Below are 13,970 nucleotides of genomic sequence, written 5' to 3'. Positions count from 1 at the left end.
GCGCGCCGGCACCCGTGCCGCCCGGCCCGGCGGCCGCACCCACCCCGGCGCTGGCCTCGGCCCGCAGGGCCTTCGCGCAGAAGGCGCCGACCTGGTCACTGCCGCCAGCGGCAGTGACCAGCGCGTTCAGGTCCGGGGAACTGAGAGCCGCGCCGGCGTCGGCCGTGTAGGTATGGCACAGCGCGAGCAGGGACGCCGAGACGGACGCACCGGCGCTCGGCACTGAGACCCGCGGCGCGGTCACCTCGGCGGAGGGCGTAGCCACCGGGGACACAGCGGCGCTGCCACCTACACCGGGGACGGGCAGTACTCCTGTGCCGGCGGCGGCGGCGACGCCTCCGACGGCCGTGGCCGCGACCGCCACGGCGGCGACCTTCGCGGTCAGGAACTNCGCGAGCAACAACTTGGACATGGGCTCTCTCCGCGGCTGGGTGACGTGAGCGAGACGCGCCTCCCGGAAAGCGGCCACAGCCGCTTCCTCACCGTCGAGCTCGCCCTCGCGGGCCGGAGCGGCCACGGCGGCGAGCAGATCGGCAAGGGGATCCGCACCGGCCCCCGCATTGACCGGGCCGCCGCGAAGCATCCGCTCCGCGGCGCCCCGGCCGATCCGACGGGGTCGGTGTGTGCTCATCTCACGTCCTTCAGCGTCGAAGCCCTCACCGGTGTTACACCTGGCCGTGTTACACCTGGCCGTGTTGCACTTGGCCGGAGCCCATGGTCATCGCCGCGCGCCGCCACCCCGACCATGTTCACCTGGTTCACCTGCCTCCGGTCGACCAACCCCGGTGCCCCCACCATCACCGAGCTGTTCGGCAAGCCTGCGTAGCCCCCGGTGCGCCGCGGTGCGGACCGCGCCGGCGCGCTTGCCCAGAACCCGCCCCGCGGTCTTCGCGTCCAGCCCCATGACCACCCGCAGGAGCACCGCCTCCGCCTGGTCCAACGGCAGGCCCGCGATCAGGCGCATGGCGGCCTCGGTGGACATCGCCTCCAACGCCTCGCCGGCGGTGTCATCGGGCGCGGCCATCTCCGTCATCACCGTCTCGACCGGTACGTCACCGCGCGGGCGGCGAGATCGCCGGCGCAGCTGGTCGAGCGCGCGATGACGCGCGATCGTGGCTACCCAGCCGCGAAACCCGTCGAAGTCCCCACGGAACGACGGCAGGTCCCGGGCTATCTGCAGCCATGCCTCGGACGCGACATCCTCGGCCTCGTCACCGACGAGTACCCGCAGGTACCGCAACAGACCCGGCTGGATCGTCCGGTAGAGCAGCCTGAAGGCCGCCTCGTCACCGCGGCGTGCCCCGCTCACCGCCGAGGAAAGATCCGACTCCTCGACGGACGGTTCCTTGACGGACGGCTCCTTGGGGGACGGCTCCCCAACGGACGGCCTGCCGACCCCGGCGCGGGTTTGGTGGCCGGCCGCCGGCGCCGGCACCAGCGCCGCCGGGCCGCCAGGCGCGGAGGCCGGCCCCGCCGAGGCCGGCCTCACCGAGGAAGATGATCGTCGCGGGATGCCCTCAGTGGCGACCGCATCTGCGCTCAGCTCCGCGCTCTCGCTCACCGCGCAGATGATGCGACCTCGCCCGGAACGGCCGGACATGGGGGGCTTGCTCATAGCACAGCGACAACGCACTGGCACGGTCAGACTCAGCCGCGCCCCGAGGATAACGTTCGGGTTCCGCGGCATTCCGCCCGGGCGCCGTCGGATTGATCTATGGTTGATGCGCCAGCTGGATGACCTGGTCGGGGGCATCTGGCCGCTTATGTCGGGCACGGGGGGCAGGGCGAGAGCTGTGGCTCGTTCATCGACGTCGCGGACGTCGCGGTTGGTTCTGGGATCCGCCGGTGCGCGGGTTCTCGTCGTCGGCACGGGCGGGCTCGGTGGGCCCGGCGTCGACCGGGCGGGCGAGGTCGGCGCCGTGGTAGCGCGGGCCGTGGCCGCGGTCGGCGGCGTGTTCGTGGAGCGCTGCGGGCTGGCCGAGGAAAGCCTGCGCACGGTCGTCGACCCGGCGACCCCGCTCGATCTCGGCGAGGCTCTCGCGGCGGCCGTCGAGCAGGCCACCGAGGCTCTCCTCGTCTACTACGCCGGCATCGTCCTCGTCGACGCCGACGGGATGATCCATCTGGCGACGGCCGTGTCGGACAGCCGTCCCCATCGCCTGGCCTACACGGCCCTGCCGTTGTCGTCGGTCCTGGCGACGATGGCGACGAGCCGGGCCGCCACCCGGCTCATCGCCGTCGACGGTCTGTGGGTGCGGACCACGGTCGCCAACTCCACCGTCCCGCCGGTGCCACCTCGCGTTCCCGGTCTTCGCGAGGATGTTCCCGGTCCTCGTGAAGATGCGGGGGGCGGCGTCAACGCGGCCGGCGACGGCGTGGAGCTGCTCGTGCTGACCTCGCCGCTGGCCGCGCACACCGGGCCGGCCGCGGATGACGGACCGCCGCTGTCCGCCGGCCTGGTCCGGCTCCTCGTCAACGGCGACCCGGACGGCCCGGTCGAGCTGAGCGTCGGGCAGGTGACCCGGCGGCTCGCCCAACGTCTCACCGCGGCCGGGAACGCAGTGCTGCATTCCGCCGCCGCCTGGTCGGATGGGGTGATCCTCGCCGGCAACGCCGCGCACNCCCCGCCGATCGCCGACCTGGAGCCGGCGCCGACCACCGTGCTCACCGACGGCCCCGGCCCGGTGGTGACTCCAACCCCGCGACAGCCGGCGGGGCTTCCCAGCGCACCGGACGGCGGGGGGACCACCGGTGAGGCCGCCTGCCCCTATCCCGGTCTCGCCTCGTTCGACGCCGGCACGCAGCGCTGGTTCTTCGGGCGGGAGCGAGCGACGGCCGAGGCGCTGTCGCGGCTGGAGGAACGGCTGGACGGCGCGGGTCCGCTGGTGCTCGTCGGTGCCTCCGGCTCGGGAAAGTCGTCGCTGCTGGGCGCCGGGCTGCTCCCGGCGCTCGCCCGGGGCGCAGTGGCGGGCGCCCGCGGNTGGCCGCNGGNCCTGATGACACCCACGGATCACCCGGCCCGCGAGCTGGCCCGCACGGTGGCGCAGGCGGCCGGGCTGTCCGTGCTCGCGGCGGCACGGCTCGACGTCGTCTCGCAACCCGCCCGTTTCGTCGGGGCGCTGTCGGATCTGCTCGCCCTGGGTCCGGCCGCCGCCGGCGGCGGGACCACCCCGCCGACCCGGCGGGNGGNGATCGTCGTCGACCAGTTCGAGGAGACGTTCACCCTGTGCGCGGATGAGGAGGAGCGCGGCGCGTTCATCCGCGCGCTGGTCGCCGCGTGCCGCGGGGACGGGGCCACCCGTCCACCGGCGGTCGTCGTCATCGGCGTCCGCGCCGACTTCTATGGCTGGTGCGCGGCCTATCCGGAGCTGGTGGACGCGCTCCAGACGGGGCAGGTCGTGGTCGGGCCGATGACCGCGGCGGAGGTGCGCGACGCCATCGTGAAGCCGGCCGAGGCGGTAGGGCTCACGGTGGAGCCGGGCCTGGTCGATCTGATGCTGCACGACATCGGCGCCGACGAGCACGGCGTCGTCGCCGACCCCGGATCGTTGCCCCTGCTCGCGCACGCGCTGCGCGCCACCTGGCGGGAACGCGAGAACGGCACTCTGACGGTGGCCGGTTACCTGCGGGCCGGGGGTCTACGGGGGGCCATCGCCCGGACGGCGGAGGAGACCTTCGGCACGCTGGACGCGGCCGGCCAGGATGCGGCCTGGCAGATCCTGCTACAGATGATCCAGTTCGGGGATGGGACGGACGACACCCGCCGCCGCGTCTCACGCACCGAGCTGCTGTCCACGTCGGCGTCAGCCCAGAACTCGGCGTCAGCCCAGAACTCGGCGTCAGCCCAGAACGTCTCCGCCGTCCTCGACGCGCTGGTCGCCGCCCGACTCGTCACCGTGGACGCCGACACCGTCGAGATCTCCCACGAGGCGCTGCTGCGCTCGTGGCCGCGGCTGCGCGAGTGGATCGAGGTCGATCGTGCCGCGGCGGTGACCCGACAGCGGCTCACCGACGCCGCGGCCACCTGGGACGACGGCGGGCGGGACCCGTCCTACCTGTTCGCCGGCAGTCGGCTGGCGACCGTCCGGGAGTGGGCGCAGGCCGGGCAGCGGCAGACGGCACTGAGCCCGGTCGCGCGGGACTTTCTGGCGGCCTCCCTCGCGGCCGAGCAGGCGGCGCGGCGGGCCGAGGTCCGGCGGACCAGGCGGCTGCACCAGCTCGTCGCCGCTCTCACGGTGCTGACCCTGATCGCCGGTGGAGCGATGGCGTTCGCCTTCCGGCAACGGGCCCAGATCGCCGGCGAGCGGGACCGGGCGCTGTCGGTGGCGATCGGCCGGCAGGCCGACCAGCTACGCAGGTCCGACCCGCTGGCCGCCGCCCAGCTCGGCGCCGTCGCCTACCGCCTGGCGCCGACGGCGGAGGCGCGCAGCGCCGTGCTGTCGACGTTCGCGAGCGACTACGGCTTCGCCACCCGTCACCTCGGCACGCAGACCCGTCCGATCGGCGCGGTCGCCTACAGCCGGGACGGCAGGCTGGTGGCGACGGCGAGCGACGACTGGACGGTCGCCCTGTGGNCCGCGTCAGNCCCCNCCNGCCGCACCCCGCTCAGCACGATCAGGGGCCACCGGCTGGCGGTGAAATCCGTGGCGTTCAGCCCGGACGGCCGGTTCGTCGCCACCGGGAGCGACGACCGGACGGTCCGGCTGTGGACCATCACCGATCCCACTCACCCGGTGCTCGCGGCGACGTTACCCGGCGCCTCCGACTCGATCCACGGGCTGGCCTTCCGCTCCGACAGCCGGGTCCTTGCCACCGGCGGGTACGGATCACAGGTGCGGCTGTGGGACGTCTCCGACGTGAGCGCGATCCGGCCGGCCGGCGCGATCACCGCCCACACCGCGAACGTCCGTGCCGTCGCGTTCAGTCCCGACGGCACCGAGCTGCTGACCGGTGGCGACGACGGCCGGGCCCTGCTGTGGGACGTGCGGGACCTCGCCGCCCCGGCGGAGCTGAGCGAGCTGAAGGGCGAGGCGGGCCCGAATGTCGTGCTCAGCGCGAACACGGCCGTCCGTGCGGTCGCCATCAGCCCGGACGGGAAGACGGCGGTGACCGGCAGCGACGACACCACCGCGCGGGTCTTCGATCTCACCGACCCGCGACGGCCGACCACCCTCCAGGTCATCGACGAGGTGCGATCGGTCGAGGCGGTGGCGGTCAACGTGGACGGCCTCGTGGCCGTGGGGGNGAACAGCGCGGTCGAGATCTACGATCCGTCCCGCCATTTCGACGCCATCGCGGTCCTGCCGCACGCGTCGAAGCCGTGGGCGTTGGCCTTCAGCCCGGACGGGCGAACCCTCGCCTCCGGTGCCGACGACCGCACCCTGCGCCTGTGGGACGTGCCGGGGCCGGTGCTGGTCGGGCACCACCGCTTCCTGTGGTCGACGGCGGNCCATCCGAACGGGCGGGTCCTAGCCACCGGGGACTACGGGCAGACCGTCCGGCTGTGGGATGCGCATGACCCCGATCGGCCGGTACCGGCCGCCACGTTGACCGGATTCAACGCCGCGGTCGGCAGCGTCCGGTTCACCCCGAACGGCAGGGTCCTCATCGCCGGCAGCCTCGACTACGCCACCGACTTCGACGGCATGGTCACGCTGTGGGACGTCGCCGACATCCACCGTCCCAGGCTGCTGTCCACCATCCATCCCGGCATCGGCGGGATCAAGGACCTGGAGGTCAGCCCGGACGGCCGGACCCTCGCGCTGGCCGGCACGAGCGCCCGGCTGGCCCTGGTGGACATCTCCGCCCCGGCCACGCCCCGGGGGCGGTCCGTCCTCGCAGGGCACCGCTACGACGTCGCCACCGTCAGTTTCAGCCCGGACGGGCGCACCCTGGCGTCCGGAAGCAGCGACCGGACCATCCGGTTGTGGGACATCACGACACCGGACCGACCGGCGGGCATCAGCACGATCACGGGCTTCACCAGCGCCCTGATCACCATCGCCTTCAGCCGGGACGGAAGGACCCTCGCCGTCGGCAGCTTCGACACGAAGGTCGCCCTGTGGGACGTCACGGACCGCCGGGCCCCCCGCGCGCTGCCCTCGATCATCGGGTTGGGGGCCGGCGTCAACTCCATCGAATTCAGCTCCGACGGCCGGCTCATGGCGGCGGGCGTCGGCGGCGCGAACGGCGTGGTGCGGCTGTGGGACATGTCCGATCCGGCCGACCCGGTGCCGTACGCCACCTTCAGCGGCCGCTACAACGGCTTCGNTGCGGTCGCCTTCGCCCCGGACACCGCCTTCATCGTCGGAGCGCCCTACCAGGTGATCGGATTCGTCTGGGACCTCGACCCGGCGAGCGTCGTCACGCGGCTGTGCGCGCGGGCCGGCGACCCGCTCACCCGCGAGGAATGGAAACAGTACCTGCCGGGCCTCGACTACGATCCGCCGTGCGGCTGACCGGACCGGAGCCGGAACGGTTCATCACCGACCGGGTGGCCGAGGCGCNCCCCGCCTATGAGGTGACCGCCATGCTCGGGCACGGCGGTCACGCCGTCGTCCTCGCGGGTCGCCACCGCCGGCTCGGTCGAACCGTTGCGATCAAGGTCCTGTCGACCAGCGCGGCGGACGGCGGCGCCCACGGTCGGTTCCTGGCGGAGGCGCGCCTGCTGGCCGGACTCGACCATCCCCACGTAGTCCGCATCTACGACTACGTCGAATCCGGGGACCTGTGCCTGCTCGTCATGGAACGACTGGCGGGCGGCACCGTGCGGGCCCGCGCGGCGAACGGGCTGACCGTCGACGTCGTCTGCGCGATCGGGTTGGCGACCGCCGCCGCGCTGGAATGCGCGCACGCGGGCGGGATCCTGCACCGCGACATCAAACCGGACAACATTCTCTTCAGCGCCGACGGCCTGCTGAAGGTCACCGACTTCGGGATCGCCAAGCTCATCGGCGCTTCCGGCGCGGCCCCGAGCACGCTCGTCGGTACCCCCGTCTACATGGCGCCGGAACAGTTCGACGGCCGGCCGCCGGGACCGGCGTGCGACCTGTACGCACTCGGGATCGTCCTCTACGAACTGCTCAGCGGCCGCCCACCGTTCGTCCGGGCGCTATCGATGGCGCAGCTGATGGACCATCATCTGCGCGTCGCGCCGCAACCACTGGACGCCGCGCCGCCGGCAATCGCCGCGGTGGTGGACCGGGCGCTGCGCAAGGAGCCCGGTGCACGCCCGCCGTCGGCCCGCGCGTTCGCCCTGGATCTCGCCGCCGCGACGGCCCATGCGCTCGGTGCGGGCTGGCTCACCCGCTGCCCGCTGCCGCTGCGGCTCGACGACGATGTGCGCGACGCGGCGCGCGGCAGTCCACCAGCCCGCACACCACCAGCCCGCACACCACCAGCCCGCACACCGCCGGACACTCCGCCGTCAGCCGCCCCGCCACCAGCCACCGCCTCACCACGCCGATGGTCAGCCGGCGTGATCCGGCGCCGGTCCCTGAACCGGACCGCGCGGCGCGACCTCCGCCCGGCCGACATCACGTCCGCGCCGTTGCGGGTGGACTACCCGTACAGCGTGGTCGCCGCGCCGGATGGTGCGGTATACGTGTCCCAACGGCTACGCCACCGGGTGCTCCGGATCGAACGCGACGGCCGGACGGTTCACGTGGCCGGCTCCGGCAAGAGCGGCCCGCACGGTGACGGGGGGCCGGCCGTCAACGCCGAGCTGGACAACCCGTGCGGGCTGGCCCTGGGCCCCGACGGTTCCCTGTTCATCGCGGACAGCTTCAATAATCGGATCCGCCGGGTCGCGCCGGACGGTCGGATCGTCACCGTCGCCGGCTCCGGCCGTCACGGCCCGCCGGCCGGCCCCGCCGCCCGGCACGCCGCCTCGCTCAACCTGGCGCATCCGCACGGCGTCTACGTCGACGCGGCGGGCCTGGTGTACGTCGCGAACACCGGCGGCCACCAGGTGATCCGGATCGACCCGGATCTGCGGGCGGCACCGCTGGCGGGGGCGGGNGTCCCCNGCCNGTCCGGAGATCACGGACCCGCCCAGTTCGCCCAGCTCCGGCGCCCGCACGACGTCACGGCCCCGCCCGGACGGAATGTCTACCTCGCCGACACCGACAATCACCTGCTGCGGGCTGTCGACGCCGACGGGATCATCTCCACGGCCGCCGGGATGTTCTACGGCGCGTCCCCCGACGACGGAGCCCCGGCCCGGATCGCGGACGTCGGTCGACCCCACTCGCTGGCGCCCACCCCCTCGGGCGGTCTGCTGGTCACCGACCCCGATCGGGGACGGGTCCGCCTCGTCACCCACGATCGACTCGTCCGCATCTTCGCGGATGCCCGAACAGGTCTGCGGCGGCCGCTCGGTGTCACCGTCCACAGCGACGGCACCGCCTTCGTCGTCGACACCGCCCAGCACCTCATCCACCGTCTCCCGGTCGCATAGACCGGTCACCCGGCAAAGCATGGAAGACCCGGACGATGGTCAGTCCCCGGCACCATCAGCGGCGTCGGCACCATCAGCGGGGTCGGCACCATCAGCGGGGTCGGCACCATCAGCGGCGTCGGCATTCGTGCGTCCGGCGGCCCGGTAGGCGTTGGCGAGGTTTCCCTGCGAGGTCAGGGTGTCGCGGTGATCCGGTCCGAGGACACGCCGCTGGTCGGCCAGTACCCGCTCGTACAGGTCGATCGCCTCCGCGAGGCGCCCCGCGGCCGCAACGGCGCAGGCCAGGTTGTTCCAGGTGATCAGGATGTGTGGATGGTCGGCGCCGAGAACACCGCGGGCATCGGAGAGAACCCGCTCGTACAGATCGATCGCCTCGGGCAGACGTCCGAGCGCCTGGTAGGCGTCGGCGAGATTGCTGCGGGAGAGCAGGGTGTCGGGATGGTTGTCGCCGAGAACGCCTTCCCGGCCGGTCAGTACCTGCTCGTACAGGTCGAGGGCCTCAGTCGTCCGTCCGCTGGCCTGATAGGAGCTGGCGAGATTGTTGCGCACGAGGAAGGTCGTGAGATGCTCCTGGCCGAGAACCCGGACGACGTCGACGAGAACCTCTTCGTGCAGCCTGATCGCCTCCGCCAAGCGCCCCGCCGTCTGGTATGCGTTGGCCAGGTTGCTCCGGGCCAGCAGGGTGTCGCGATGGTCCGGGCCACGGATCCGTCCAGCGTCGTCGACAACCTGCTCGAGCAGTTCGACGGCCTCCGCGATGCGTCCGGCGGCCCAATAGGCGCTGGCGAGATTGTTACGGCTGATCCCCAGATTGGGATCATCGGATTCGAGGATGCGGCTGGCCCGCGCCAGGATCCGCTCGTACAACCCGATGGCCTCGGAAATGCGTCCGGCCTTCTGCAGGGCGAGGGCGAGGTTGTTCCGGAGAACCAGGGTGTTGGGGTGGTCGGTTCCCACGACCTGCTCGGTTCGAGCCAGCACCCAGGTGTGCAGGTCCACGGCGGCGGCGAGCTGTCCGGTTTCCTGGAGATAGAGCGCCGCCAGATTGCCCAGCCCCAGCATGCCCGCCGCGTTCGCGTCCGCCGGGGACGGCTCGGCTTCGATCTGGGCCTGAAGGTGTGGGAGCAGCGCGGCCCAGCGCGGCCAGGCCGCCGGATTACCCTGGATCGCGGTGGGCAGGGCCCTGATCATCAACCAGCCGACGGTGGCCCGGAACTCCAGGTGCCGCGACGTCGGAACCCGGNCCCGCAGCACCGCCTGCACCAGCCGATGCAAGGTGATGGTTCCCTGTTCGACCTTGCCCAGCCCGAGAGCACGGAGGCGGGCGACCACGTCCCCCCAGCGCAGCGGGGAGGAACAGGCCGCGCTCAGCGCCGACCAGAGCGTCCCCTCCCCGTTGCTCTCCCCCAGCTCCCCGTTGCTCTCCCCCAGCACCACCAGCGCGGGAAACAGGTCGAGCGGGATGGGCTCCGGACCGAAGAATCCGGCCAGCTGCAGCAGCTCGACGACGGCCGGTTCGTCCGGTCCGATCTCGTCCAGGGCCAGGTTCCACGCCGCGGCGACAATGAACGGATAGCGGTCCGGTTTTCCGCGGGTAAGGAGTTCCCGAGTCTCCACGCGCAACGCAGCCAGGTAGTCCGAAACGGTCATGCCGCTGGCGGCAAGNCAGGCTCCGGCCTGTTCCGCCGCCAGCGGCAGGTCCCCGACCGCGGCCGCGAGCCGCTCAGCCTCGGCGTCCTCCAGCGCGGCTCGGTGCCTCCTCAGCAGATCGATCGTGTCCCTCCGGGGCAGCACCGCGACCTCGGTTGCGGTAGCCCGACCGGCCCAGTCGGGGTTGCGCGAGGTAATCACGAGATGTCCGAACTCGGCGGTCTCCGCGGCCTGCAGAAGCCTGGACAGGTAGGGGTTGGTGGCGGTAGCACCGGCGTTGTTGCCCATGACGGCATTGCCAATAACGGCATTGCCAATAACGGCATTGCCAATAACGGCATTGTCGACGACCAACAGCCACCGGCGATGAGGTCGACCGGCGCGCAACGCCTCGGCCGCCGCGGCGGCCGCTGCCTCGTCCCCCTCCACGTGGGCGAGTCCCAGCTGGGCCGCGAGGGCGGCGAGGCCGGCGACGACCTCCGTCATCTTGTCGCCGCGGATCCACCAGACCAGGTCGTAGGCGTGGCTGTACCGGTAGGCGAACTCCACGACGAGCTCCGTCTTGCCGACCCCGCCCAGGCCATGCACCACCTGGGCCCGCACCCCCGGCACAGGGGAACCGGGGCCGGGCACGGCCCNGTCGAAGCCCGTCAGTCGCGCGCGCAGCTCGGCGAGTTCGGATGCACGCCCGACAAAGCGGGGGTTACGCACCAGTTCCGGCGGCAGCCCCCACACGAGCGGGGGCCGACCCGGATACCGCGCTGCCCGTTCGGACTCNTCCGCCGCCGCGGGCACGTCGCGGGTGTCACGGGTGTCGCGGGTGGGGAGCGGCGTGGGATTGACCGACCGCACCTGCCCTGTCACGGCGGCACGTATCCCGTCCAGCAGCCGGGCGCGAGCGGCTGCGGCGGCGCCCGGCCCGGCCAGGTCGGTCAGGTCGGTCAGGTCGATCCAGGTGAGGCTGCCGAGCAGGCCGAGCGTGCCGGGCTCGCACGGCTCGACCTGCACCGGAATCAGCCGGCGTCCCCGCCCGCCCATGTCCGCCGCCCAGATCGCCTGCCACTGCGCCGCCGCGCCGACCGAGGCGAGATAGGCCGGGGTCAGCACCGCCAGGAGCCGGCCTGCGGTGGTCAGTCCCGCCTGGACGAGCGCAGGCCAGTTCGACCCGGGGACGAAGTCCCATGCCTCGAGCAGCACGCGGCGGCCAGCCCTCTCCAGGGTGTCCGCGATCCACTCCGCCCACGCCTGGTCGACGCCGGCGTAGGAGACGAAGAAGTCCACCGTCTTCCCGGCGTCGTGGGTGGTATCCGTGCCAGCCGGGTTCATCGGCTGGCCACCCGGACGCCCCGCCAGTCGAGAGGTGAAGGCCGGGATCAGGCGTTGGGCGGCAGGTCGGTGCCGGCACCGCGCTGACGTAGCGCGACCCGCTCCAGGCCCGCGCCCATGGCCAGCGCCGCCTCGGCGTCGGTGTTGAGGCCTTCCACCGTGAATCCCGCCTCGGCGATCATCTTCAGGTCCTGGTGGCCCTCCTGACCCTCACTGGTCAGGTAGTCACCAAGGAAGATGGAGTTCACCACCGAGAGGGCGAGGGGCTGCATCGAGCCGAGATGAATCTCCCGGCCGCCCGAGAGCCGCACCTCGGCCGTGGGGTTGACGAACCGGACCATGGCGAGAATGCGCAGGCACTGCCGGGGGTTGAGGTTCCATTCCGCCCCCAGGGGCGTGCCCTCGAATGGCATGAGGAAGTTGACCGGGATGGAGTCCGGGGCGAGCTCGCGCAGCGCGAAGGCGACGTCGACGAGGTCCTCGTCGCTCTCCCCCATGCCGGCGATGATACCCGAGCAGGGTGAGAGGCCGGCGTGCCTGGCTTCCTGCACCGTGTCGACCCGGTCGTTGTAGGTGTGCGTCGTGCAGATGTCTGCGTACTTCTCACCGGCCGTGTTCAGGTTGTGGTTGTNGGCGTCCGCACCGGCCGCCCGCAGCTGTGCGGCCTGCCCGTCGGACAGCAGGCCGAGGCACGCGCACACCTCCACGTCCGGATGCGCGGTCTTGATCGCGCCGATCGTGTCCGCCACTCGGTCGACGTCCCGGTCCGTCGGCCCGCGGCCGCTCGCGACCAGGCACACCCGGCGGGCACCGCCCGAGATGCCGGCGCCGGCCGTCGCGGCGGCCTCCTCGGGCTTGAGCCAGGTGTACTTCAGGATTCCCGTGTTCGAACCGAGCCGCTGCGAGCAATAGGAACAGTCCTCCGGACAGAGTCCGCTCTTGAGGTTCACCAGAAAGTTCAGCTTGACACGCCTGCCGAAGTACCTCCGCCGGAGCCGGTAGGCGGCGGCGACGACGTCCAAGAGATCGTCGTCGTCACTGCGCAGGACGGCCAGGGCCTCGTCCCGGGTCGGAGCCTGACCACTCACCCCCTTGCTGACAAGGCTGTTCAGAGTGGCTGACAGGTCCATGTCCGTCATCCTCGATCCTCTGCTGGCACGGCGGGCACTGGCGGGCGGCGGAAACCTGCGGGTGATCGTCCTTCCGCCGCGTCCACACTCTCATCGTTGCCTTGATCGGAACCAGCGATCGCCCACGCCGGGGCGGGGGTACGGCCGGGGTTGCCCGGACGTGGACGTGGCCAACCGGCGCCGGCGGGCAGGAAGGGGAGGATGGGTATGTGGCGACTGGATCCCGGGTGGAGGAGAACGACGCGTGCGTGTCGGGCGACAGCGTCGCCGGCGCCCACCCCACACCGACCGAACCAGCGACTGGACCTTCGAGTGGAAACTGGACCTTCGACCGGAAAGTGAGGCCCACCAGTGAGCCCGCAAGGATCCGACTCCGACGTCGTGACGGTGCCGCGTGACGCGGCGTCACCACAGACGGTGTCGCGTGACACCGCGTCGGTCCCGCCCGCCGACGAGGTCGTGCTCCTCGACGCCGAACGCCGCCCCTGCGGGACGGCGCCGCGGATCGCCGTGCACGGCCTCGACACCCCCCTGCACCTGGCGTTCTCGTCCTACCTTTTCGACCCGTCCGGCAGGCTGCTCGTCACCCGCCGGGCGCTCGACAAGCGGACCTGGCCGGGGGTGTGGACGAACAGCTGCTGTGGGCATCCCCGCCCAGGCGAGGATCTGGCGCGGGCCGTCGAGCGCCGGGTAGGCCAGGAACTCCGCCTGGAGTTGACCGACCTGCACTGCGCGCTGCCGGACTTCGCCTACCGCGCCACCGCCGCCGACGGTCTCGTGGAGAACGAGGTCTGCCCGGTCTACGTGGCGCGGGCGCTCGGGGACCCGGATCCGGACCCGGCCGAGGTGGTCGAGTGGCGCTGGGTCGAGTGGGACGACTACCGCCGGGTGGCCGCCGCCGCGCCCTGGGCGCTAAGCCCCTGGTCGGTCGACCAGATGGCGGCGTTCAGCGCGGCGGCCCATCCGCTGACCGCCGCGCTCTCCCTCGTCTCCGGCGGAACCCACGCCTGAGCCGGCCATCCGGCGAGCCGACCCTCCGTCCTGTTCCGGAGGGCATCCTGTTCCGGAGGGGTTGCCGTGCCGGCGCTGACGCCCGGGGCCACCGAACCGCGGATGGTCCCGGACGCCGCGCGACCGTCCGCCGCCGGCCCCGACCCGGGGGTCCGTGGCGACGACGACACCGCGACGCGGGTGGCAGGAGCACGGCGTCAGTCCACGGCACCCCGCCGCGTCACGGCATCCCGGACATGGTCGATGACCGAGGCGATCGGACCTACCGTCCACTGCTTGGCGGTCGAACCGGCGGCTGACGGGTGCAGCGAACCAGCACTAGGGCCTGTTCTGGGTTCGGATCATGGGGTCGGGAGGCTGCGTAGCCAGAGGATGGATCCGCGTAGGTGGAGTCC

General features: G+C 72.4%; 7 protein-coding genes. 3 read left to right on the top strand and 4 right to left on the bottom strand.

Going from position 1 to position 13,970, the window contains the following annotated elements; all coding sequences use genetic code 11:
- Window positions 1–631 (bottom strand): hypothetical protein (locus CED_RS17305; protein WP_035912319.1); only part of this gene is annotated, 631 nt, incomplete at its 3' end.
- An 87-nt stretch (window positions 632–718) separates the two neighbouring features.
- Window positions 719–1,309, bottom strand: a complete 591-nt coding sequence (locus CED_RS17300) for an RNA polymerase sigma factor (RefSeq protein ID WP_035734204.1) — start codon at window positions 1,307–1,309, stop codon at window positions 719–721.
- Between the two features lie 517 nt (window positions 1,310–1,826).
- On the opposite strand from CED_RS17300, the gene CED_RS17295 reads away from it, so the two are divergent.
- Window positions 1,827–6,458, top strand: coding sequence for a WD40 repeat domain-containing protein (locus tag CED_RS17295; RefSeq protein ID WP_051868886.1), 4,632 nt, complete (start codon window positions 1,827–1,829; stop codon window positions 6,456–6,458).
- A complete protein-coding gene (locus tag CED_RS17290; protein WP_051868885.1) occupies window positions 6,449–8,458 on the top strand; it encodes a serine/threonine-protein kinase in 2,010 nt (669 codons plus the stop codon). Before CED_RS17295 ends, CED_RS17290 begins: the two co-directional genes overlap by 10 nt.
- A gap of 39 nt (window positions 8,459–8,497) precedes the next feature.
- On the opposite strand, the gene CED_RS17285 is transcribed toward CED_RS17290, so the two are convergent.
- Entirely contained in the window at window positions 8,498–11,434 is a 2,937-nt protein-coding gene (locus CED_RS17285) for a toll/interleukin-1 receptor domain-containing protein (protein ID WP_035912317.1), read from the bottom strand.
- Window positions 11,435–11,481: 47 nt separating this feature from the next.
- On the bottom strand, window positions 11,482–12,564 hold the full coding sequence (bioB, locus tag CED_RS17280; RefSeq protein WP_035912358.1) for a biotin synthase BioB: 1,083 nt from the start codon (window positions 12,562–12,564) through the stop codon (window positions 11,482–11,484).
- 417 nt (window positions 12,565–12,981) lie between these two features.
- On the opposite strand from bioB, the gene idi reads away from it, so the two are divergent.
- Window positions 12,982–13,575, top strand: a complete 594-nt coding sequence (gene idi, locus CED_RS17275) for an isopentenyl-diphosphate Delta-isomerase (RefSeq protein ID WP_035734199.1) — start codon at window positions 12,982–12,984, stop codon at window positions 13,573–13,575.
- Window positions 13,576–13,970: the final 395 nt, after the last annotated feature.

The sequence above is a fragment of the Frankia sp. CeD genome, from assembly GCF_000732115.1.
Classification (GTDB): domain Bacteria; phylum Actinomycetota; class Actinomycetes; order Frankiales; family Frankiaceae; genus Frankia; species Frankia casuarinae.
Note: the sequence above shows the minus strand (reverse complement) of the source record. Positions and strands in the feature narration are given on the sequence as shown.